The 22,037-nt window shown below is 71.3% G+C and carries 18 protein-coding genes; 8 read left to right on the top strand and 10 right to left on the bottom strand.

Features of this window, described 5'->3' with window-relative positions:
* Nucleotides 1–18 precede the first annotated feature (18 nt).
* Nucleotides 19–4,584 (top strand): FtsK/SpoIIIE domain-containing protein, encoded by a 4,566-nt coding sequence (locus AB0D59_RS13335; protein ID WP_362564384.1) that lies wholly within the window; start codon nt 19–21, stop codon nt 4,582–4,584.
* Between the two features lie 616 nt (nt 4,585–5,200).
* Here AB0D59_RS13335 and AB0D59_RS13330 read toward each other — a convergent pair.
* Nucleotides 5,201–6,049 (bottom strand): menaquinone biosynthesis protein, encoded by an 849-nt coding sequence (locus tag AB0D59_RS13330; protein WP_362564383.1) that lies wholly within the window; start codon nt 6,047–6,049, stop codon nt 5,201–5,203.
* Nucleotides 6,050–6,367: 318 nt separating this feature from the next.
* Here AB0D59_RS13330 and AB0D59_RS13325 point away from each other — a divergent pair, with 318 nt between their 5' ends.
* From AB0D59_RS13325 to AB0D59_RS13310, 4 genes are all read left to right on the top strand, one after another.
* A complete protein-coding gene (locus tag AB0D59_RS13325) occupies nt 6,368–6,571 on the top strand; it encodes a cold-shock protein (RefSeq protein WP_003992177.1) in 204 nt (67 codons plus the stop codon).
* A gap of 302 nt (nt 6,572–6,873) precedes the next feature.
* Nucleotides 6,874–7,542, top strand: coding sequence for a methyltransferase domain-containing protein (locus AB0D59_RS13320; protein WP_362564381.1), 669 nt, complete (start codon nt 6,874–6,876; stop codon nt 7,540–7,542).
* A gap of 37 nt (nt 7,543–7,579) precedes the next feature.
* Nucleotides 7,580–8,185, top strand: a complete 606-nt coding sequence (locus tag AB0D59_RS13315) for a helix-turn-helix domain-containing protein (protein ID WP_362564379.1) — start codon at nt 7,580–7,582, stop codon at nt 8,183–8,185.
* A gap of 8 nt (nt 8,186–8,193) precedes the next feature.
* Nucleotides 8,194–8,868 (top strand): response regulator transcription factor, encoded by a 675-nt coding sequence (locus AB0D59_RS13310; protein ID WP_362564377.1) that lies wholly within the window; start codon nt 8,194–8,196, stop codon nt 8,866–8,868.
* Nucleotides 8,869–8,874: 6 nt separating this feature from the next.
* Here AB0D59_RS13310 and AB0D59_RS13305 read toward each other — a convergent pair whose 3' ends face one another.
* Nucleotides 8,875–10,080, bottom strand: a complete 1,206-nt coding sequence (locus AB0D59_RS13305; protein WP_362564376.1) for a histidine kinase — start codon at nt 10,078–10,080, stop codon at nt 8,875–8,877.
* Nucleotides 10,081–10,431: 351 nt separating this feature from the next.
* On the opposite strand from AB0D59_RS13305, the gene AB0D59_RS13300 reads away from it, so the two are divergent.
* Both AB0D59_RS13300 and AB0D59_RS13295 read left to right on the top strand, forming a co-directional pair.
* Nucleotides 10,432–12,633: an MMPL family transporter gene (locus AB0D59_RS13300; RefSeq protein WP_362564375.1), complete on the top strand. Its 2,202-nt coding sequence runs from the start codon at nt 10,432–10,434 to the stop codon at nt 12,631–12,633.
* 93 nt (nt 12,634–12,726) lie between these two features.
* A complete protein-coding gene (locus tag AB0D59_RS13295) occupies nt 12,727–13,041 on the top strand; it encodes a hypothetical protein (protein ID WP_362564373.1) in 315 nt (104 codons plus the stop codon).
* Nucleotides 13,042–13,052: 11 nt separating this feature from the next.
* Here AB0D59_RS13295 and AB0D59_RS13290 read toward each other — a convergent pair whose 3' ends face one another.
* On the bottom strand, nt 13,053–14,963 hold the full coding sequence (locus AB0D59_RS13290; protein WP_362564659.1) for an AMP-binding protein: 1,911 nt from the start codon (nt 14,961–14,963) through the stop codon (nt 13,053–13,055).
* A 380-nt stretch (nt 14,964–15,343) separates the two neighbouring features.
* Here AB0D59_RS13290 and AB0D59_RS13285 point away from each other — a divergent pair, with 380 nt between their 5' ends.
* Nucleotides 15,344–16,282, top strand: a complete 939-nt coding sequence (locus tag AB0D59_RS13285) for a MaoC/PaaZ C-terminal domain-containing protein (protein ID WP_362564372.1) — start codon at nt 15,344–15,346, stop codon at nt 16,280–16,282.
* A 117-nt stretch (nt 16,283–16,399) separates the two neighbouring features.
* Here the strand turns inward: AB0D59_RS13285 and AB0D59_RS13280 are convergent, their stop codons facing one another.
* The 7 genes from AB0D59_RS13280 to mqnP all read right to left on the bottom strand — a co-directional run bounded on the left by AB0D59_RS13280 (nt 16,400) and on the right by mqnP (nt 21,880).
* Nucleotides 16,400–17,050, bottom strand: coding sequence for a TetR/AcrR family transcriptional regulator (locus AB0D59_RS13280; protein WP_362564370.1), 651 nt, complete (start codon nt 17,048–17,050; stop codon nt 16,400–16,402).
* Nucleotides 17,051–17,089: 39 nt separating this feature from the next.
* On the bottom strand, nt 17,090–17,401 hold the full coding sequence (locus AB0D59_RS13275; protein ID WP_362564369.1) for a DUF4229 domain-containing protein: 312 nt from the start codon (nt 17,399–17,401) through the stop codon (nt 17,090–17,092).
* 75 nt (nt 17,402–17,476) lie between these two features.
* On the bottom strand, nt 17,477–18,001 hold the full coding sequence (locus tag AB0D59_RS13270; protein ID WP_362564367.1) for a GNAT family N-acetyltransferase: 525 nt from the start codon (nt 17,999–18,001) through the stop codon (nt 17,477–17,479).
* Nucleotides 18,002–18,476: 475 nt separating this feature from the next.
* Nucleotides 18,477–19,640 carry an aminofutalosine synthase MqnE gene (gene mqnE / locus AB0D59_RS13265; protein WP_093499805.1) on the bottom strand — a complete coding sequence of 388 codons (1,164 nt, stop codon included), beginning with the start codon at nt 19,638–19,640 and terminating at the stop codon, nt 18,477–18,479.
* A gap of 38 nt (nt 19,641–19,678) precedes the next feature.
* Nucleotides 19,679–20,134 (bottom strand): Lrp/AsnC family transcriptional regulator, encoded by a 456-nt coding sequence (locus AB0D59_RS13260; RefSeq protein WP_351327910.1) that lies wholly within the window; start codon nt 20,132–20,134, stop codon nt 19,679–19,681.
* Between the two features lie 113 nt (nt 20,135–20,247).
* The gene (locus tag AB0D59_RS13255; protein WP_362564365.1) at nt 20,248–20,892 is read right to left on the bottom strand and encodes a UbiX family flavin prenyltransferase; all 645 of its coding nucleotides are present in this window, start codon (nt 20,890–20,892) and stop codon (nt 20,248–20,250) included.
* Nucleotides 20,893–20,977: 85 nt separating this feature from the next.
* Nucleotides 20,978–21,880: a menaquinone biosynthesis prenyltransferase MqnP gene (gene mqnP / locus AB0D59_RS13250; protein ID WP_362564364.1), complete on the bottom strand. Its 903-nt coding sequence runs from the start codon at nt 21,878–21,880 to the stop codon at nt 20,978–20,980.
* Nucleotides 21,881–22,037 lie beyond the last annotated feature (157 nt).

Below are 22,037 nucleotides of genomic sequence, written 5' to 3'. Positions count from 1 at the left end.
CCTGCGAGGAGGACGAACGTGCGCCTGAGTCTGACCGTCGTCGACCCGGTCGGCGGTGCCACCGCCGACGTCGTACTCGACGCGGATCCCGAGTCGACGGTCGGTGACGTGGCCCGGGAGCTGGCCAGGCAGGTCGGTCTGGGCTACCCGGACCACGGCGAGGTCGCCCAGGTCATACCCATCGGGGCGCCGAGGGGGACCTCGGTCGTCCAGGCGGCCGGTCCGCTCGCCTACGTCGACGGCTACGCCCTCGACCCCGCCGCCACCGTCGTCGGCTCGCCGCTGCGCGACGGCGTGGTCGTCAGCCTGCACGACCCCGCCGGGTGTCTGCTCGGCGAGCCCACCGGCATCGTCGAGTTCCGGGCAGCGGGCGGTCCCGCCGCCGGCGCCGTGCACCGGCTCGGTGTCGGGCGGTACGACATCGGTACCGGCCCCGCCTGCCACATCCGCGTCGAGGACCCGGAGCTGCCCGACCGCGCCGCCACCCTCACCATCGCCATCGACGGCACCTGCAAGGTACGGACGCACGGCGACGGCGCCCGGCTGGACGGGGAGGAGTTCGAGGGCGAGGGCGACTGGCCGCTCGGCTCCCAGCTCGCCGTCGGCAACTCCCTGCTGGAGATCACCGGTTACGCGCCGCCCAACGCCGCCCTCAAGTGGTCCGACGACGGTGCCGGGCTCGACTACAACCGGCCCCCGCGGCTGCGCCCCGCCGAGCACCAGACGCACTTCTCGCTCCCGAACCCGCCCGGCGACTACGAGGCCCGTCCGCTGCCCTGGCTGATGGCGGTGCTGCCGCTCGTCGGTGCCGTGGTCTCGGTGTTCATGTTCCACCGCTGGTACTACCTGATCATGGCCGTGATGAGCCCGGTCATGCTCTTCGGCAACTACTTCATGGACAAGAAGCACGGGCGCAAGTCCCATGCCAAGCAGCTGAAGGAGTACAAGGAGCACAAGGGCCGCATCGAGAACGACGCACAGGACGCCCTGAAGACCGAACGCAGCGACCGACGGGCCGCCGTGCCCGACCCCGCCGCCGTGCTGACGTACGGCACCGGGCCGCGCACCCGGCTCTGGGAGCGGCGCCGCACCGACGCCGACCATCTGCTGATCCGCTTCGGCACCGGGCGCGTCCCCTCCGAGGTCGAACTCGACGACCCCGAGCAGGACGAGCACAAGCGCAAGGTCCGCTGGTACATCGAGGACGCTCCGGTCGCCCTGTCGCTGCGCGACCTCGGGGTCATCGGCGTCGCCGGGCCCGGTGACGCGGCACATGCGCTGGGGCGTTGGGCGGTCGCCCAGACCGCCGTCCTGCACAGCCCGATGGACGTGCAGTTCTACGTCCTCACCGACAACGACGCCGGCACCCGATGGGACTGGGTGCGCTGGCTGCCGCACTCCCGTCCCGGCGGCGGCCAGGACGTGAACGTCCTCATCGGCACCGACTCCGAGACCGTGGCCGCCCGCGTCGGCGAGCTCACCCAGCTCCTCGACGGCCGGCAGAAGGCCCTCCAGCAGGGCGGACGCAGCAAGACCGACGGGCCCGCCTTCTCCGATCCGGACATCGTGATCGTGTGGGACGGGTCGCGGCGGCTGCGGTCCATGCCGGGTGTGGTGCGGCTGCTGAAGGAAGGGCCGGGGGTGGCCCTGCGCTCCATCTGTCTCGACGAGGAGGAGCGGTTCCTGCCGGGCGAGTGCCAGGGCGTCGTCGTCGCCGAGCCGGTGGCGGCCAAGGACGCGCCCGCGACAGCCGTGGCGCAGCAGGCCGCCGGCGGCTTCCCGTCCTTCCAGGCCTGGCACCCGCAGGCCCAGCAGGCCGAAGAACAGGCCCCGCAGGAGCTGGAGTTGCGGCTGCGGGTCGAGCAGAGCGGGGCGCTGCGCAAGCGCGACGTACGGCCCGACTTCGTCTCCCCCGCCTGGTGCGCCCGGCTCGCCCGTTCCCTCTCCCCGCTGCGTGACATCAGCGGTGAGGCCGAGGACTCGGCGCTGCCCGCCGCCAGCCGGCTGCTCGACGTGCTCCAGCTGGAGCCGCCCTCCCGGGACGCGATCGCCGCGCGGTGGCGGATGGGCGGGCAGTCGACGATGGCGGTCATCGGGGAGTCGTACGACGGCCCGTTCGGCATCGACCTGCGGCGCGACGGGCCGCACGGGCTCATCGCCGGTACCACCGGTTCCGGCAAGTCCGAGCTGCTGCAGACCATCGTGGCCGCGCTGGCGGTGGCGAACACGCCGGAGAACATGACCTTCGTGCTCGTCGACTACAAGGGCGGCTCGGCGTTCAAGGACTGTGTCAAACTCCCGCACACCGTCGGCATGGTGACCGACCTCGACGCCCACCTCGTGGAGCGCGCGCTGGAGTCGCTGGGCGCCGAGCTGAAGCGCCGTGAGCACATCCTCGCCGCCGCCGACGCCAAGGACATCGAGGACTACCAGGACCTGGTGCGAAGGGATCCGTCCCGGCCGCCGGTCCCGCGGCTCCTCATCGTCATCGACGAGTTCGCGTCCATGGTGCGGGACCTTCCCGACTTCGTCGCGGGACTGGTCAACATCGCCCAGCGTGGCCGGTCCCTCGGGATCCACCTGCTGCTGGCCACCCAGCGGCCGTCCGGTGTGGTGTCCCCCGAGATCCGTGCCAACACCAACCTGCGGATCGCGCTGCGTGTGACCGACGCCGGTGAGTCGACCGACGTCATCGACGCTCCCGACGCCGGGCACATCGCGAAGAGCACGCCGGGACGGGCGTACGTCCGGCTCGGGCATGCCTCGCTGATCCCCTTCCAGTCGGGCCGGGTCGGCGGCCGGCGCCCCGGGGCGGCCGACCCCGCGACGCTCGCGCCCTGGGCCGGGGCGCTGTCCTGGCAGGACCTCGGGCGGGCAGCGCTGCGCAAGCCCAAGTCCGAGGCCAAGGACGACGACGAGATCACGGACCTGAAGGTGCTGGTGGACGCCGTGCGCGAGGCCAACACCGCGCTCGCGATCCCGGCCCAGCACTCGCCGTGGCTGCCTGCCCTGGACGACATGCTGCTGCTCGACGACGTGCCGGCCGCACCGGCGCAGGGCGCGCTGCCCGCCGCCCCCTACGGTGTCGAGGACCTGCCCGCCGACCAGGCCCGCCGTGCGGTCGCCGTCGACTTCGCGGGCTTCGGGCATCTGATCATCGCCGGTGCCCCGCGCACCGGACGCTCGCAGGTACTGCGCACCATCGCCGGTTCGCTGGCCCGCACCAACTCCTGCGCGGACGTGCACCTGTACGGCATCGACTGCGGCAACGGCGCGCTCAACGCGCTGACCCGGCTGCCGCACTGCGGTGCGGTCGTCAGCCGTAACCAGACCGAGCGCGTCGAGCGGCTGATGGCCCGGCTCTCCGGTGAGCTGAGCCAGCGTCAGGACCTGCTGGCCGACCGGGGGTTCGCGGACATCGGCGAGCAGCGGGCCGCCGTGCCGGAGGCGGAGCGGCTGCCGCACATCGTGCTGCTGCTGGATCGCTGGGAGGGCTGGCTGCCCACCCTCGGCGAGCTGAACCACGGTGATCTCACCGACCAGATCATGGTGATGATGCGAGAAGGCGCGAGCGTGGGTATCCATCTCGTCCTCACCGGTGACCGGCAGATCCTGGCCGGGCGGATCTCCTCCCTCACCGAGGACAAGTACGGTCTGCGGCTCGCCGACCGCGCCGACTTCTCGATGCTGGACATCAACTCCCGCAAGGTTCCCGAGGAGATCCCGCCGGGCCGTGCCTTCCGCAGCGAGACGGCCGCCGAGACGCAGTTCGCGCTGCTGTCCGCGGACACCTCCGGTCAGGGGCAGGCCGCCGCGATCGTCGCGATCGGCGAGGCGGCGGCGGCCCGGGACGCCCAGGTGCCGCGCTCCCGGCGCCCGTTCCGGGTGGACGTGCTGCCCAGCCGGATCTCCTTCGAGGACGCCTGGGCGATGCGGGATCCGGCCGTGGCGGCCGCACCGCTGTGGGCCCTGGTGGGCGTCGGCGGCGACGAACTCACGGCCTTCGGGCCGGACCTGGCGCAGGGCGTGCCCGCGTTCGTGATCGGCGGTCCCGCCAAGTCCGGGCGTTCCAGCACCCTGTTGGGCTTCGCCCGCTCCTACCTCGCCAAGGGCGTACGGATCGTCGTCGCCGCGCCACGGACGTCCCCGCTGCGCGAACTCGAGGGCCAGGAAGGTGTGTTGAAGGTCTTCACCGGGCGGGACATCGACGAGGACGAGCTGACCGGGGTCATCGCCTCGGCGTCACCGGCCGAGCCGATCGTCGTCCTGGTCGACGACGCCGAGGTGCTGGACGACTGCGACGCCGAGGACGTCTTCAAGCGGATCGTCGAGAGCGGCGCCGAGGAGGGGCTCGCCGTGGTCATCGCCGGTGACGAGGACGAGATCTGCGACGGCTTCTCCGGCTGGCAGGTCGACGCCAAGAAGGCCCGCCGGGGCATCCTGCTCTCCCCGCAGGAGTCCGGCTCCGGCGAGCTGATCGGTATCCGGACCACCCGCGCGATGGTCGGCGGCCCGATCCAGCCCGGCCGGGGCATGCTGCACCTGGGCAGCGGGGAGCACGTCACGGTGACCACCCCGCAGTAGGTGACCACCCCGCAATAGTCGTGGTCGGACGGCGGGGGCTCGGTCCCCCGTCATCGACATCACCGCCACCGGATTTCCCTCCGCCGAGCTGTCCGACGTGTAGGTCAGCTCGCCGTCTTTCGGGGTCAGGTACACCGTGGTGGGGTCCGGGTCGCAGCCGTCGTGGTTGCCCTCGACGCCCTTCGACGTCGCGACGAGCTTCTCGGCGGTCACCGACTTCAGGGTGAGTACGTCCGTACAGACCCCGCCCAGCCGGTCGGTCTGGCGCAGCCGGCCCAGCTCCCGGCCGACCGTCGTCTGTTCGACGGTGCCCCGGAAGGTGCCGACGGGCAGATTGCCGTCCAGGGCGGTGGCCAAGCCCTCCCAGGTGCCGAGGTAGGCGGCCGGGACCGGCCCGCCGCCCGACGCCGACGCCGTCCGCGGCGCCGGTGACGCCCGGCACGATCTTCACGGCGACGGTCCGGCCGCCGGCCGAACGGCCCAGATAGACGCGGCCCATGCCGCCGGAGCCGAGTCGGCCGAGCAGCCGGTACGGCCCGACAGTCGTAGGTTCGTCACCCGCGAGCGGCTGCATGCCCCCACCCCCCAGTAAGTCCGGGCAGCAGCCCATTGCCGGTCAGGCCTGCAGCAGATCGACCTTCACATCCGCCGCGAACCCGGTCGTCGGGCCGACCCGGCGGGCGAACTCCGCCACCGCCGCCAGCTGCGGTGCGCCGAAGCTGAAGTCGAGGGTGGTGAAGTACTGGGCCAGGGTCGCCTCGTCGAAGGCCTCCCAGCGGGCGGCCTGTTCGGCGACCTTCGCGACCTCTTCGAGGGAGAGGTCGCGGGAGTCGAGGAACGCGCTGTGCACCTCGCGGGTGAGATGCGGTTCGCGCTCCAGGTAGTCCCGGCGGGCCGCCCACACGGCGAAGACGAACGGCAGGCCCGTCCATTGCTTCCACAGCGATCCGAGGTCGTGCACCTGGAGGCCGTAGCGCGGACCGTCCAGCAGGTTGGCGCGCAGGGCGGCGTCGCCGATGAGCACCGCCGCCTCCGCGTCCTGCATCATCAGGCTGAGATCGGGCGGGCAGGTGTAGTAGTCGGGCTGGACGCCGTAGCGGTCGGCGAGCAGCAGCTGGGCCAGGCGGACCGAGGTGCGCGAGGTCGAGCCGAGGGCGACCCGGCGGCCGTCCAGCTGGTCCAGCGGGACCTGCGAGACGATCACGCAGGACATCACCGGTCCGTCGCAGCCGACGGCGATGTCCGGGAAGGCGACCAGGTCGCCGGCGTTGCGCAGGAACTCCACGAGGGTGATGGGCCCGATGTCGAGGTCGCCGCGCACCAACTGCTCGCTGAGCTTCTCAGGGGTGTCCTTGGTCAGCTCGAAGTCGAGAAGGGTGCCGGTTCTCGCGAGCCCCCAGTAGAGGGGCAGGCAGTTCAGGAACTGGATGTGGCCGACGCGCGGCCGGGTGCGAGAATTGTCCACATCGCGACACTAGACCCCATGAGGTACGGTGCTGGGACCGCCCCCGCCGTCGGCACCCAAGCCACCCCGGGCGTCAACCCACTTACGAGGCCGTTCAAACGTCCGGGTGACGTGATCTTGGCCTCTGTTGCTTTCGGCTGCCCACATGCTAGGCTCGCCGCAAGTTGCAGTTTGGTTTCCCTTGCAGTACAGAGCCTGCGGAGCATGTAACCGCAGGCTCTCGTCGTTTTCAGACGTATGCAGTTGTGCGGCACTTAGTTTGTTTTCACACTTGCAGGTTCTGGAGCAGGGCGACCCTTTTGAGCCCAAGGAGGGCTTATGGCTACCGGAACCGTTAAGTGGTTCAACGCCGAAAAGGGCTTTGGCTTCATTGCCCAGGAGGGCGGCGGCCCGGACGTCTTCGTTCACTACTCCGCGATCAACGCGAGCGGCTTCCGCTCGCTCGAGGAGAACCAGCAGGTGAGCTTCGACGTCACGCAGGGTCCGAAGGGCCCGCAGGCGGAGAACGTCACCCCCGTCTGATCTCACTGATCCAGACACCCCAGAGTCTGATCTCAGACTGAGTGCAGTACCCAAGGAGCCCCGCGCCTTCCGGCGACGGGGCTCCTGCCTTTTCCCGCCCGCCGTATCGCGGGGATATTCCGCATTCCCGTGAGCGCCGGCGCCCGCGACCACGTTCGCACTCATGCTGCGGCACATTCGGCCAGGGGTTCCCCGAAGTCCACCCGAAGTCCAGGGGCGGCCGTTGTCGGTGAGGGCCGTTGTCAGTGGGGGCCGTTGTCGGTGGGGGCCGTTGTCAGTGCCGGCCGTTAGTGTCCGCGGGCATGACTGCCGACTTCCTTGCCGCCACCCGTACCTTCTACGACACGATCGCCGAGGACTACGCCGACCACTTCCGCGCGGACCTCGCCGACAGGCCGCTGGAGCGGGCCCTGTTGGCCGCGTTCGCCGGGCTGGTCGGCGAGGGCGGGGAGGTGGCCGACCTGGGCTGTGGGCCCGGTCGGGTCACCGCCCGGCTGGCCGGCCTCGGGCTGTCGGTCTTCGGGCTCGACCTGTCGGAGTCGATGCTGGCCATCGCCCGCCGGGAGAACCCCGGCCTCCGCTTCGTGCCGGGCTCGATGCTGGAGCTGGCAGTGGCGGACGGGGCGCTGGACGGGGTGGTGTGCTGGTACTCGTCCATCCACACGCCCGATGACCGGCTGCCGGCGCTGTTCGGGGAGTTCCGGAGGGTGCTGCGGCCGGGGGGCCGGCTGCTGCTCGCGTTCCAGGTGGGGGACGTGGCACGGCGGCACGAGGATCCGTGGGGGCATCCGGTGGCGCTGGACTTCGAACGGCGACGGCCGCAGGAGATGGCACGCCTGCTGGCGGAGGCCGGCTTCACGCTCCACTCCAGCACGGTGCGGGAGGCCGACGCCGCCCTCGACGAAACGTGCCCGCAGGCGTTCCTGTTCGCAGGCGCCGGCCGCACGGACCGGTCGCACGAGTCCCGGTAAAAAATGAGAAGACTTCTCATTCTGTTACGGTTGCCGCGTGGGTCTGAGGGAGAAGAAGGCGCAGAAGGTCCGGGACGCGATCTACGACGCCATGATCGCGCTGGCCGAGCGGGACGGGTACGAGGCGGCCACCCTGGAGCAGGTCGCCGAGCGGGCCGAGGTGGCGGTCTCCACGGTCTACCGGTACTTCGCGAACAAGGACGCCATCTTGCTCGACCCGGTCGAGCGCAGCATCGGCGCGCTCGCCGGGCAGCTCCGGGCCCGGCCCGAGGGCGAGGACGTCGCCGTCTCGCTGGGCCGGGCCGCGCGCGCCGTTCTCGAGCTGGACCCGGAGGAACTGGCCCGGCTCCGCCGGCTGCGGGCGCAGCTGGACCGCGCGCCCGGGCCGCGGGCGCGGCTGTGGGACCTGGTGCACCGGGAGCGGCTGCTGCTCGAGGACGCGATCGCGGAGCGCAGCGGCCGGGACCGGCTGTGGAACGCGGCCGCCGCACACCTCACGCTCATGATCGTCGGCATGGCGCACGACCATGCGCGCGACAGCCTCGACGAGGTGGCGCCCGCCGACTACGCGGACCGGATCATCACGATGCTGCACGAGGGCACCGCGGCACCGATCCCGGTGCTTGCGGTGCGGGCGAGGTAGGACCGCGCATGGCCGACGAACCGATCGACGTGGTGATCGCCGACGACCAGGAGCTGGTGCGGGCCGGTTTCGAGATGATCCTCGACGCCCAGCCGGGCATCCGTGTCGTGGGCGTGGCCCGCGACGGCGCCGAGTGCGTGGAGCTGGCCCGGCGGCTGAAGCCCCACGTCGTACTGGTCGACGTGCGGATGCCCCGGCTGGACGGGCTGGAGGTCACCCGGACGCTGACCGGCGAACGGAACGGCGGCCACGGCCCGAACGTCGTCGTCATCACCACCTTCGACCAGGACGACTACGTACGGGACGCGCTGCGGTTCGGCGCCTGCGGGTTCCTCCTGAAGGACGCCTCGCCCGCGCTGCTGGTGGAGGCGGTGCGGGCGGCGGCGCGCGGGGACGCCCTGGTGGCGCCGGCCGTCACCGTCCGGCTGCTGCGGGAGCTGCGCGGGGGTCCCGGCACGGGCCCGGGCCCGGACACGGCCGGGCTGAGTGCCCGGGAGACGGAGATCATGCGGCTGGTGGCGGTGGGCCGTACCAACCAGGAGATCGGCGAGGCGCTGTTCCTGTCGCTGTCGTCGGTGAAGACCTATCTGGCCCGGATCCAGTCCAAGACCGGCGCCCGTAACCGGGTGGAGGTCGCGGCCTGGGCCTGGGAGCACGGCGTGGTCACCTCGCGGCACCACTGAGCGGGCTCATCCCGGCAGTCCGAGCACCGGGTCCGCCGGGGAGCGGGGCACGCTGGCGCGGACCTCCCACTGGGCGGGGTCGACGGCCCCGGCCCAGAACTCGCCGTCGAGCGCCTCGATGCGCTCCCGCAGCCCGATCAGCCCGAGCCCGCTCTGCCCGCCCGCCGGACTGCCGGTACGGCGGTGGGCCAGGCTGTTGGTGACCGTGACATGGAGCCAGTCCGGGTCGGCGTCCAGCCGTACGACGACCCGTTCGCCCGGGGCGTGGCGGTGCACGTTGGTGAGGGCCTCCTGGACCACCCGGTACACGGAGGTCTCGACCTCGGGGCTGAACCTGCTGGTCCGGGCCGCCGCGCCCGCTTCGAACCGGGCGGCGGGGGCGTCGGTACGGCGCCCGGAGAAGGTGGTGACGAGGTCGCCGAGGCCGGAGAGCAGGTCGGCGGGGCGCAGGGCCTGGTGGTTGTCCTCGCGCAGGACGCGGACCAGGCGCCGCATCGACTCCAGGGTCTCCGTCCCGGACCGGGCGATCGCCTCCAGGGCCGGATCGACCTTCTCGGGCGCGATCGCGTGCACGGTCCGGGCAGCGTTGGCCTGCACGATGATCCCCGTCATGTGATGGGCGATGAGGTCGTGCAGGTCACGGGCGAGGGCGAGCCGCTCGGCGTACCGCACGTCCTGGACGGCGCGCTGTCTGCGGGCCTCCATGGCGCGCAGGAAGCAGCCGATGAGGACCGCCAGGGAGAGCGCGACCGTCAGCACGTACTGCCCGGCCACCAAAGTGGCCACCGTACGGCCGCGCAGCGGCAGCATCAGCACGGCGGCGACCAGGGCGGCGACGGTCCATGCCGTGGTGCGGTCGGACTCCGTCCCGGCGAGCACCCGGACGATGAGGAACAGCAGCGCGAGGGTCTCCAGGAGACCCCAGTTCGCCACTCTCCCCGACACGGACAGGCAGACGCAGGTCAGCACGGCGGACATGGCGGCGACGCCCACGGCACGGGCCGTGAGCGAGGGCGACCGGCGGGTGTCGGGCAGCGCCAGCACGGCCAGCGGGCCGGTGACGAACACCGGCAGCCAGCGGATGGGCGCGCTCGCCCCGGCCGGCTGGTACAGCGCGACGAGGTCGACCACCCAGGTCAGGGCGAGGGCCAGCAGGGCGGCGCCAGTGAGGAGCCGTCGTACCAGCGGCGAGAACGGAAGCTTCCAGTCCACGCTCTCCAGGGTAGGAAACCGGCCGGATCCGGTGGTGTCGGCCGGATGACCGACACGGCGGGACACACCCCGGACGAACGGCCGACACGGCGGCGGGGCGGGGCGGCGCAGCATGGAGTCCGGGCACAGGCGGCCCCGGCGCCGGTGCCCTTCCCTCCGCCCGCCGACGACGACGGGCCGCCCGGAGCACCGCCCCGTGTCCGCCGCCTGCCGGCACCGCCGCCTGTCAGGGCGGTCGCCCGTCAGGGCCGTCACCTCGGGGCCGCCGCAGGTGCCCCCTCACGTCCGTTCCCCTCGTTCCCCCCCGTTCCCCTCCCTTTCACGTCCTGACATTCGGAGTCTGTCTTCCTCATGGCTACATTCCTGCACCGGATAGGCCGGGGTGCCTTCACACGCCGCTGGCTGGTTCTGCTGCTCTGGGCGGTCGTGCTGGGCGTCGCGGGCGCCGCGGCGGCCAACAGCACCGGCAGCGGCAACTCGAACATCACCCTGCCCGGTATCGAGGCACAGAAGGCGTACGACCTGCTCGGCAAGAAGTTCCCCGCAGCCAACGCCTCCGGGGCGAGCGCCCGGGTCGTGCTGCGGGCGCCGCACGGGGAGAAGCTGACCGGCAGCGGACCCAAGGCCGAGGTCCGCGCGCTGCTGAAGGACCTGCGGGACTCCTCCCCGCGCGTCGCCTCGGTCACCGACCCCTTCACCGCCAAGACCGTCAGCGCCGACCGCACCACCGGCTACGCCCAGGTCACCTACAAGGCCAAGTCCACCGACCTCACCGACGCGGACCACCGGCACCTCGACGACGCCCTCGACGACGCCCGTGCCAAGGGGCTGACCGTCGAGGCGTCCGGCGACGCGCTGGCGGCCGCCGAGTCCAGCAGTTCCGCCGAGGCGATCGGCTTCGTGCTGGCCGCGGTGATCCTGGTCATGACCTTCGGCTCCCTGGCCGCGGCCGGCATGCCGCTGCTGACGGCGCTGATCGGCGTCGGTATCACGATCAGCACCCTGACCGCGCTGACCAGCCCCCTCGACCTCAACAGCAGCACCTCGGCGCTGGCGACCATGCTCGGCATCGCGGTGGGCATCGACTACGCGCTGTTCATCGTCTCCCGCTACCGCTCCGAACGGGCCGCCGGACACGACGCCCGGGAGGCGGCCGCCCGGGCGAACGGCACGGCCGGCTCCGCCGTGGTCTTCGCCGGGCTGACCGTCGTCATCGCCCTGGTCGGTCTGGCCGTGGTGCATCTCCCGGTCCTCACGGCCATGGGCCTGGCCGCCGCCGGTGCGGTCGTCGTCGCCGTCCTGGTCGCCGTCACCCTGGTCCCGGCGCTGCTCGCCCTCGCCCCCGAACGTGTCCTCGGCCGCGCCGCCCGCAAGCCGCGGACGGTCACGAAGACGCCCCTCGGCGAACGCTGGGCGGTCTTCGTCCTGCGTCGCCCCTGGAAGGTGCTGCTCGTCGCGGTCGCCGGCCTGATCCTGGTCGCCCTGCCCACCACCAAGCTCCAGCTGGGCCTGCCCGACGACGGGTCCAAGCCCCCCTCCACCACCGAGCGCAAGGCCTACGACATGCTCGCCGAGTCGTTCGGCCCCGGCTTCAACGGCCCGCTCACGGTCGTCGTCAGCGACTCCGACCCGGCGACGGCGAAGAAGGCCGTCGGTGAACTCACCGGCACCATGGACGGCGCGAAGGACGTGATCGCGGTCGCCCCGGCCGTCTACAACCCGGCCGGCGACACGGCGATCATCACCGTCGTCCCGAAGAGCGCCCCCTCCAGCGAGGCGACCAAGGACCTCGTCCACGCCCTCCGCGACCAGACCGCGGACACCCGTGCCGCCACCGGTGCCGAAGCCCTGGTGACCGGCACGACCGCCCTGAACATCGACATCGCCGCGAAGTTCGCCGGCGCGATCGTCCCCTACATGCTGCTCGTCGTCGGCCTGGCCTTCCTGGTCCTCATCCTCGTCTTCCGCTCCCTCCTGGTACCGCTCAAGGCAGCCCTCGGCTTCCTGCTGTCCGTCCTCGCCGCCTTCGGCGCGATGGTCGCCGTCTTCCAGTGGGGCTGGCTCAAGGACCTGTTCGGGCTGCAGACCACCGGCCCGATCATGAGCCTCGTCCCCATCCTCCTGGTCGGCATCGTCTTCGGCCTCGCCATGGACTACCAGGTCTTCCTGGTCACCCGGATCCGCGAGGCCTACGTCCACGGGGCCGGTCCGCGTGAAGCGATCGTCGAGGGCTTCCGGCACAGCGCCAAGGTCGTCACCGCGGCCGCGCTGATCATGACGTTCGTCTTCGGCGGCTTCATCGGCGGCGACGACACCATGATCAAGTCGCTGGGTCTGGGCCTGGCCGCGGCGGTCGTCTTCGACGCGTTCGTGGTCCGCATGACGATCGTCCCGGCGGTCCTCGTCCTCCTCGGCCGCCGCGCCTGGTCCCTGCCCCGCTGGATCGACCGCCGCCTGCCGCACGTCGACATCGAGGGCGAGCGCCTGACCGGCGCCGCCCCCGCGGACCGTGAACCGGCGGCCAGGGAAGCCGGGTTCACCAGCGTCAACTGAGACCGGCCGATGCGCCCGCACCCCGAGTGCGGGCGCATCGCCGCACCACGGTCACGAACACACCCGAGCATGTCCGTCCCGGGAGAGTCGTCCATGCGCAAAGGTCCCGCCCTGCCGGCCCTCGCGGTCGTCATCGCCCTGCTGGCCCTGTCCCGGCACGCCGGACAGCAGACCGCCGATCTTCCGGACCTCCGCGGGATGACCCTGCGCGCGGCCCAACTGGCGGCCCGGGACGCGGGGTTCCGCCGGCTCGCCGGTACGGACGCCCTCGACCGGCACCGCATCCCCGTGCTGGGCTCGAACTGGCGGGTCTGTTCACAGCAGCCCCCGCCGGCCCGCCACAGCCTCACCACGCCGGTCACCGTGCGCGTCGTGAAGACCGGCGAGGCGTGCCCGGGGAGACCCTGAGCGCCCCCCGGCTACCTCTTCCTCGTGTAGAGGCTCTCGATCTCCGTCGCGAAGTCCTTCATGACCGCCTCCCGGCGCAGCTTCATCGAGGGGGTCAGATGCCCGGCCTCCTCGGTGAAGTCGACGGGGAGCATCGTGAAGCGGCGGATGGACTCGGGGCGGGAGACCAGCTTGTTGGCCTCGTCGACGGCCCGTTGCAGGATCGCCTGCAACTCCAGGTCGTCCAGGAGGAGTTCCGGCGGCACCGGGTGCTTGCCGTTCATCTGGCGCCAGTGGGTGAGGCCGTCCCGGTCGAGGGTGATCAGCGCGCTGACGTACGGCAGTCCGTCGCCGACCAGCATCACCTGGGAGATCAGCGGGTGGGAGCGGAGCCAGTTCTCCAGCGGGGCGGGGGCCACCGACTTGCCGCCGGCCGTGATCAGCATCTCCTTCTTGCGGCCGGTGATGGTGAGGTAGCCCTCGTCGTCGAGTTCGCCGAGGTCGCCGGTGGCCAGCCAGCCGTCCCGGGTCGCCGGCACGACCCCGCCGGCCTGCGGGTCCCAGTAGCCGCGCAGGACGTGGTCGCCGGCGACCAGGATCTCGCCGTCGGAGGCGATCCGGACCTTGGTGCCGGGCATCGGCCAGCCGACCGTGCCCAGCCGGGGTTTGAGCGGCGGGGTGACGGTGGTGGCGGCGGTGGTCTCGGTCAGCCCGTAGCCCTCGTAGACCTCGATGCCGGCGCCGGCGTAGAACGCGGCGAGCCGGCGGCCCAGCGGGGAGCCGCCGCAGATGATGTGGCGGACCCGGCCGCCCATGGCGGTGCGGATACGGCGGTAGACCAGCGGGTCGTAGAGGGCGCGGGCGGTCTTCAGGGCGCGGCCGGGGCCGCTGCCGGTGCCGGTCTGTTTGGCCTCCAGGGCCTCGCCGTACCGCTGGGCGACCCCGGTGGCCCGGTCGAAGACCACGACCCGGCCGCCCGCCTCGGCCTTCGCCCGGGCGGTGTTGAAGACCTTCTCCAGCATGTACGGGATGGTGAGAAGGCAGGTCGGCTTGAAGGCGGCCAGGTCCGGGAGCAGGTCCTCGGCCTTGAGGCTGGGGGCGTGGCCGAGGCGGACGCCGGCGCGGATGCAGGCGATCGCCACCATCCGCCCGAACACATGGGACATGGGCAGGAAGAGGAGGATGGAGACCTCCTCGTCGTGGCCGGCCTTGAAGATCGGGTAGAGGAGTTCGATCGCGTTGTCGACCTCGGCGAAGAAGTTGCCGTGCGAGAGGGCGCAGCCCTTGGGGCGGCCGGTGGTGCCCGAGGTGTAGATGAGGGTGGCGAGCGTGTCGGGGCCCAGCATGCCGCGCCGTACGCCCACTTCGGCGTCCTGGACGTGCCCGCCCGCCTCCGCGAGCCGGTCCACGTGCCCCTTCTCCATCACCCACAGATGGCGCAGGTCGGGCAGCCGGTCCAGTTCGGGGCCGAGCGCGGCGGCCTGGGCGGAGGTCTCGGTGACCAGGGCGACGGCGCCGGAGTCGTGCAGGATCCAGCGGGTCTGGAAGAGCGACGAGGTCGGGTAGACCGGGACGGTCACCAGGCCGGCCGCCCAGGCGCCGAAGTCGAGGAGCGTCCACTCGTACGTGGTCCGGGCCATGACGGCTATCCGGTCGCCCGGCATCAGCCCTTCCGCGATCAGTCCCTTGGCCACCGCCAGCACCTGAGCGGCGAACTGGGCGGCCGTCACCTGCTCCCACCGGCCCTCGCCCGCCGCCGGCTTGCGGCTGAGCACGATCGTGCCGGGCTCGGCCTCCGCGTTCTCGAAGGGCAGGTCGGCGAGCGAGCCGTGCCGCACCGGCGGCGCGAACGGCGGTACGTAGGCCTCCCGCACCACCCCGTCCAGCCGCTGGACGAGGGGTTCGATCAGGATCGGCTTCCCGTCGTAGTCCGTGGCCTGGATCGCGGCACCCGAGGAGACGGGGGCGACGTTCTGGAAAGAGGAAGTGGACACGGGGCGGCTCCTCGGGCGTGCAGCGAGTGAACTGCTGGCTGCATGTCGTACGCGCCTCGCGCACCGAGGCGTTCACCGGGGCCGGGCCTCAGAAAAGGGTTACCGGCGGTTAGGTCTGGAGATCGTACGGGGCCGCTGTGGCGGGGTTGTGGGGTTTCGGGAATGGTCCGGGGCCGGGCCTGTGCAATCCCGGAGGTTACGTGAGGACCTCTCACATTAGGCCCCGCTTCCGGACCCTGACAGCCCTGACATAGACTTACCTTGGGTAACCTTACTTGAGAGTCAGCAGTTGGGCGATCCTGGGGGACGGATATGACGGACCGTTGTCGTTGTCCGCGCCGACGGCCGCGGGAAGGGCGGGCGCGGTGATCGTCCTCGGTGGCCCGCCCGCTCTCGGGCCCCTGCTCGCGCGCGGTGCGCTGCGGTCGCCCTTCAAGAGGCCGGCCGCCGACGCCCCCTTCCCCCGCACCCGCCTCGTACTCCCCGCCGTCCGCGCCGACGTCGACAGGCTCGCCGCCTACGAACGCGTCTGCGGTTTCCCCACCGGCGACGACGGACTGCCCGTCACCTACCCGCACGTCCTCGGGTTTCCGCTGGCCATGCGGCTCATGAGCGCGCGGGACTTCCCACTGCCGCTGCTGGGCCTGGTGCACACCTCGGTCGAGATCGAGCGGTATGCCGAGCTGCCCGGTGCGGGGACGTACGAACTCTCCGTCCACATCGAGAAGCTGAGCCCCCATCGGCGCGGCACCGAGGCCACCGTCGTCACCGAGGCGCGCGTCGGCGAGGACGTCGTGTGGGCGTCGCGGAGCAGCTACCTGGCGCGGCACCGGACCACGGCGGTCCGCGGCGGCACACCCCAAGAGGACCAGGAGAGCCGAGAGGGCCGGGAGGACCGGGAGGACCGGGAGGACCGGGAGGACCGGGAGGACCGGGAGCCGCTGCCGGTGGTCGAGGAGTGGAAGATCGCCGGGGATGTCGGCCGGCGGTACGGCGCCGCCTCCGGGGACCGCAACCCCATCCACCTCCACCCGCTCACCGCGAGGCTCTTCGGCTTCCCCCGGCCCGTCGCGCACGGCATGTGGACCGTGGCCCGCTGTCTCGCCGCGCACGGGGTGCCCGAACGCGCCCGGGTGGAGGCGGAGTTCCGGGCGCCGGTGCTGCTGCCCGGCACGGTGGCGTACGCGGCGGACGGCACCGGACGGTTCGCGCTGCGGGGCCCGAAGCGGGTACATGTCGAGGGACGAGTGCTGCCGCTCGCCACCTGAGGCATGCGGCGGTTGTCGACCAGGTCGGTCCGCGGGAAGCGCCCGGTGGCGGGGCCCCAGAGCCGGATGCCCATGACCGTGACTCCGCGACAAGCACCCCGAACCCGTGCGGATCCTTCAGGAAACCGTGACCGGCGACATCCACGGCCGGCCGTCCATCAGGTTGCCGAGGCCCGCCCACGCGAAGTTCATCAGGGTCGTCGCCGCCTCGCGTGCGGTGACACCCGGAGTGACGTTCGCCCAGGCCGCGAGGGACTCGGCGGCACCGACCAGGGCCTCGGCGAGCCCCGCCACCTCGCGCTCGGGCAGGTCGGGGTCGCGGCGCGCCTCGCGGGCGGCGACCACGATGAGCTGGGTCACGAACTCCACGATCTCCGTGCGCATCGCGGCGACCTCGGAGGCGAACCGCTCGCCGTGCGTTCGTGCCTGCAGATGCAACACCGACCAGCCGTCGGGGTGTTCGGCGGTGTGCGCGAAGAACGCCTGGAGCCCGTCCCAGAGTTGGCGGTCGGCGGGCAGGTCCCGGCGCACGCCGGTCCGGATCGCCTCGGTCAGCGCCGTCGCCTCACGGCGGATGCACGCCGTGAACAGGTCGTCCTTGGAGTTGAGGTACAGATACACCAACGGCTTGGAGACACCGGCGAGTTCGGCGATCTCGTCCATCGACGCGGCCATGTAGCCGCGCTGCCCGAAGGTCCGCACGGCGGCGTCCAGCATCTGCTGCTCCCGGACCGCCCGCGGCATGCGCTTGGTCTTCACGGCACCCATGGGGCAAAGCCTAAGGGGGGCCGGCGGCGCGGGAGTCGCTCAGGAAGAGGTCTGGGCCTGACCCTGCGCCTGCGTCGTCTCGTCGACGGCGTCGTCCTCCTGGCTGCGGTTGGCCTCGAGGTTGGCCTTCATCCGGTCGACCCGCTGCGAGACCTGGACCGAGGCGCGGTCCCGCTCCTTGCGCAGCACCACGTAGCTGATCGGCGCCGACAGGACCAGGGAGAGCAGCAGGACCCACAGGAGGTTGGAGTCGCCGAAGCCACGCGGGAACGCGCCGGCGTAGACCAGGCCCCAGACGACAACGAGGCAGCCCGCGAAGATACCGAGGCGCATCAGCGTGTAGCGGAGCATCTCAATCCAGTCTTCCGATGACGAAAAGGGGCACCGTCCAGTGAAGCACGGCGTGAGACCGATCTTGCGGCGGGGTCAGACGAGCGGCAGCAGCATGGTGATGTCGTCGCGGTCGTCGCCGGGGGCGACGCGGATCGCGGCGGGGACGCGGCCGACCTCCTGGTAGCCGCAGGCGCCGTAGAACTTCTCCAGGCCGTGGCCGCCGCGGCAGCCGAGGCGTATCGCGGCTATGCCGTCGAAGCCGCGGGCCGCGTCGGCGGCGGCCGCGAGCAGGTCCCGGCCGTAGCCCTGCCCCTGGTGCTTGGGGTGCACCATCACCGTGTACAGCCACACCCAGTGGTTCATGAGCCGGTGCGTGTTGAAAGAGAAGAAGGCGGTGGCGGCGACGGTACCGGTGTCGTCGTGGCCGACGAGGAGCCGGTGGCGCCCCTCGGCCATGGCGACGAAGTGCTTGACCAGCTCCGGGCGGATGTCCTCGGGGCTCACCGGGGCGACGAAGCCGACGGCTCCACCGGCGTTGGACACGTCCGTCCACAGGTCGAGGATCCCGTCACGGAGGGCGGGGGTGATGGCGGGATCCAGGGTGAAGGTAAGGGGCATGGCGGGATGGTATCCATTACGGCGGGGTGGGTCGACGACTATTCGCCGCGGCGAGACCGGTCCCGTGGCGGCTGCGGGTGAGCGGGGGCTGATCACGCAGTTCCCCGCGCCCCTGAAGGGGCGCAACAGCAACGTGCCCCACAGAGGCGCGGGGAACCGACGCGCTCCTAATGGGGCGGATCAGCTACGTGCCCCCCAGGAGCGCGGGGAACTGACGTGCTCCTGAAAGGGGCGGATCAGCTACGTGCCCTCCAGGAGCGCGGGGAACTGACGTGCTCCTGAAAGGGGCGGATCAGCTACGTGCCCTCCAGGAGCGCGGGGAACTGACGTGCTCCTGAAAGGGGCGCATCGGCAACGTGCCCTTCAGGGGCGCGGGGAACTGCGCGACAAGCCACGACGCACCCGCATCCGCATCCGCATCTGCACCCGCACCCGCACCCGCACCCGCACCCGCAGAACGCACCCCACGGCCCGCTCAGACCCGCATCGGCTGCGGGGACTCCCGGCGCGCCGGGTCCGGGCCGTCGTACTCGCGGATGATCTCGTACCGCGTGTTCCGCTCCACCGGCCGGAAGCCGGCGTCGCGGATGAGGTCCAGCAGGTCCTCGCGGGTCAGCTTGTTCGGCGTGCCGTAGTTGTCCGCGTCGTGGGTGATCTTGTACTCGACGACCGACCCGTCCATGTCGTCGGCTCCGTGCTGGAGCGCCAGCTGCGCCGTCTGCACGCCGTGCATGACCCAGAAGACCTTGACGTGCGGCACGTTGTCGAAGAGGAGCCGGGAGACCGCGAAGGTCTTCAGGGCCTCGGCGCCGGTCGCCATCTGCGTCCGCGCCTGGAGCCGGTTGCGGACCTTGCCGTCCTTCATGTCCACGAAGTCGTGCTGGTAGCGGAGCGGGATGAAGACCTGGAAGCCGTTCGTCTCGTCCTGGAGCTCGCGGAGACGGAGCACGTGGTCGACCCGGTGGCGCGGCTCCTCGATGTGGCCGTAGAGCATGGTGCAGGGCGTCTTGAGGCCCTTCTCGTGCGCCAGCCGGTGGATCCGGGACCAGTCCTCCCAGTGGGTGCGGTGGTCCACGATGTGCTGGCGGACCTCCCAGTCGAAGATCTCCGCGCCACCGCCGGTGAGGGACTCCAGACCCGCGTCGATCAGCTCGTCGAGGATCTCCGAGGCCGACAGCCCGCTGATCGTCTCGAAGTGGTGGATCTCGGTGGCCGTGAAGGCCTTCAACGACACGTCCGGCAGGGCCGCCTTCAGTTCACGCAGCGACCGCGGGTAGTACCGCCAGGGCAGGTTCGGGTGCAGGCCGTTGACGATGTGCAGCTCGGTGAGGTTCTCGCCCTCCATCGCCTTGGCGAGCTTCACCGCCTCCTCGATGCGCATCGTGTACGCGTCCTTCTCGCCCGGCTTGCGCTGGAACGAGCAGTACGCGCAGGACGCGGTGCACACGTTGGTCATGTTGAGGTGGCGGTTGACGTTGAAGTGGACGACGTCACCGTTCTTCCGCGTCCGCACCTCGTGAGCGAGACCGCCCAGCCAGGCCAGGTCGTCCGACTCGTACAGCGCGATGCCGTCCTCACGGGTCAGCCGCTCACCGGCCCTGACCTTCTCCTCCAGCTCGCGCTTGAGCCCGACATCCATGCCCACACCTTTCTCCGACGACTTGCCCAACGGTACGGCTACACCTCTTCGGGCAGTTCCCCGACCCGGTTCTCCCACTTCGTGGACAACACGATGGTGGTACGGGTCCGGGAGACGCCCTTGGTCCCGGACAGCCGCCGGATGGTCTTCTCCAGGCCGTCGACGTTCGTCGAACGCACCTTGAGCATGAAGGAGTCGTCGCCGGCGATGAACCAGCAGTCCTCGATCTCCGGCAGGTCCCGCAGCCGCTGCGCCACGTCCTCGTGGTCGGCCGCGTCGGAGAGGGAGATGCCGATCAGGGCGATGACACCGAGGCCGAGCGAGGCCGCGTCGACGGTGGCGCGGTAGCCGGTGATGACACCGGCCGCCTCCAGCCGGTTGATGCGGTCGGTGACGCTGGGTCCCGACAGTCCGACGAGGCGCCCCAGCTCCGCGTACGAGGCCCGGCCGTTCTCTCTCAGGGCCTGGATGAGCTGCCTGTCCACGGCGTCCATGCGATCGAAGCCTTCCGCTGAAAGTTCCCGAAGTAGATGAGAGGTACTGCAGAGGTGGAGCCTGGTGGTGCCGGGTGGTGCTGGCCGGTGATTCCGGGTGGTACCGGGTTCTGCTACTTGCCGCCGCCTCCGAGGTCGCCCTCCCAGCGGCGGTACAGCCGGTGCCCCACACCGGCCGCGTCCAGCACCCGCCCGGCGACGAAGTCCACCAGGTCCTGGATGTGCGTCGCGCCCGCGTAGAACGCCGGGGAGGTGGGGACGACGACCGCCCCCAGGTCGTCCAGGGTGACGAGGTGACGCAGGGTCTGGCCGTTCAGCGGAGTCTCGCGGACGGCGACGACGAGCGGGCGCCGCTCCTTCAGGTTGACACTGGCAGCCCGCTGGAGCAGGTCCTTGGAGAGCCCGAGCGCGACCCCGGCGACGGCGGCGGTGGACGCCGGCACGATCAGCATGCCCTTGGTCCGGTACGACCCGGAGGACGGCCCGGCGGCCAGGTCCCCGGCGTTCCAGTACCGCACCCGCGCCAGGTCCGCCTGGAAGGTCCCCGGCTTGCCGTCGGCCCCCCGGGCCAGCCACTCCCCCAGGTCGTCCCGCCAGTGCGCGTCCCGGAAGGAGATCCCGGTCTCGTCCAGCAGGGTGAGCCGCGAGGCCCGGCTGACCACCAGGTCGACGCTCTCGCCCGCGTCCAGCAGCGCACGCAGCACAGCGGCCGCGTACGGCGTACCGGACGCCCCGGACACCCCCACGATCCAAGGCACGCGCTGTGTTTCTCCTGCGTTCACACCTTGAGCGTACCGGCGCGCCCGACCGAGTTCAGGACGGGGCCGCGGTGGCCGCCGGTACTCAGACCGTCAGGCCCCGGACCAGCAGGTCCAGCAGGGCGCACACGAAGAGAGCAATGCCGATGAAGCCGTTGACGCTGAAGAAGGCGCGGTTGAGGCGGGAGAGGTCGTGGGGGCGGACGATGGAGTGCTCGTAGGCGAAGGCGCCGGCGACGATCACCAGACCCAGCCAGAAGAACCCGCCCGCGTGCGTCGCCACGGCGTACCAGACGAACAGGGCCGTCGTGACCAGGTGACAGGCCCGGGCGCCCCAGATCGCCGCCGGGATGCCGAAGCGGGCCGGGACCGACATGACGCCGATCTCGCGGTCCGTCGTCACGTCCTGGCAGGCGTAGATCAGGTCGAAGCCGCCGATCCAGACGCCGACCGCCAGGCCGAGGATCACCGCGTCCCAGGACCACTCGCCGGTGATCGCCAGCCAGCCGCCGATCGGGCCCATCGCCTGGGCGAGACCCAGGATGGCCTGCGGGAAGTTCGTGAACCGCTTGCCGTAGGGGTAGACCACCATCGGGATCACCGCGATGGGGGCAAGCGCCAGGCAGAGCGGGTTGAGGAGGGCCGCGGCGCCGAGGAAGACCACCACCGCGATCAGCGCGCCGGTCCAGGCGTGCTTCACGCTCATCGCGCCGGTGACCAGCTCCCGGTGGGCCGTGCGCGGGTTCCGGGCGTCGATCTCGCGGTCGATGATCCGGTTCACGGCCATCGCGAAGGTGCGCAGCCCGACCATGCAGATCGTGACCAGGAGCAGCCGCCCCCAGTGGATGTTCTTGTCCAGCTCGAACATCGCGGTCAGCGCGGCGATGTACGCGAAGGGCAGGGCGAAGACCGAGTGCTCGATCATCACCAGACGGAGAAACGCCTTGGTGCGTCCTGGCTGCGGGATCGCGGCTGATGCAGAACTCACTGGGAACCTCCGAGGATGCCCCGGCCTTCAGATCGGGGAGGAATCAAGCGCCTGCGGTGCAGGGCACGGAAAGACGAATCGCTGTCATGGTGACTCGCCGTCTGACGCTGTGGTCGAGCGCTCACCGTCCAAGCGGTACACGATCTCGGAATTGAGG

The organism is Streptomyces sp. NPDC048417, from assembly GCF_040651615.1.
In the GTDB taxonomy this organism is placed as follows: domain Bacteria; phylum Actinomycetota; class Actinomycetes; order Streptomycetales; family Streptomycetaceae; genus Streptomyces.
The sequence above is the reverse complement of the archived record's forward strand: the minus strand, read 5'-3'. Positions and strand labels throughout refer to the sequence as shown.

Bases quoted from the DNA above. Each gene is read 5' to 3' on its own strand.
- AB0D59_RS13325 (WP_003992177.1), top strand. From the start codon at position 6,368: ATGGCTACCGGAACCGTTAAGTGGTTCAACGCCGAAAAGGGCTTTGGC.
- AB0D59_RS13320 (WP_362564381.1), top strand. From the start codon at position 6,874: ATGACTGCCGACTTCCTTGCCGCCACCCGTACCTTCTACGACACGATC.
- AB0D59_RS13310 (WP_362564377.1), top strand. From the start codon at position 8,194: ATGGCCGACGAACCGATCGACGTGGTGATCGCCGACGACCAGGAGCTG.
- AB0D59_RS13300 (WP_362564375.1), top strand. From the start codon at position 10,432: ATGGCTACATTCCTGCACCGGATAGGCCGGGGTGCCTTCACACGCCGC.
- AB0D59_RS13295 (WP_362564373.1), top strand. From the start codon at position 12,727: ATGCGCAAAGGTCCCGCCCTGCCGGCCCTCGCGGTCGTCATCGCCCTG.
- AB0D59_RS13280 (WP_362564370.1), bottom strand. From the start codon at position 17,050: ATGGGTGCCGTGAAGACCAAGCGCATGCCGCGGGCGGTCCGGGAGCAG.
- AB0D59_RS13275 (WP_362564369.1), bottom strand. From the start codon at position 17,401: ATGCTCCGCTACACGCTGATGCGCCTCGGTATCTTCGCGGGCTGCCTC.
- AB0D59_RS13270 (WP_362564367.1), bottom strand. From the start codon at position 18,001: ATGCCCCTTACCTTCACCCTGGATCCCGCCATCACCCCCGCCCTCCGT.
- mqnE (WP_093499805.1), bottom strand. From the start codon at position 19,640: ATGGATGTCGGGCTCAAGCGCGAGCTGGAGGAGAAGGTCAGGGCCGGT.
- AB0D59_RS13260 (WP_351327910.1), bottom strand. From the start codon at position 20,134: ATGGACGCCGTGGACAGGCAGCTCATCCAGGCCCTGAGAGAGAACGGC.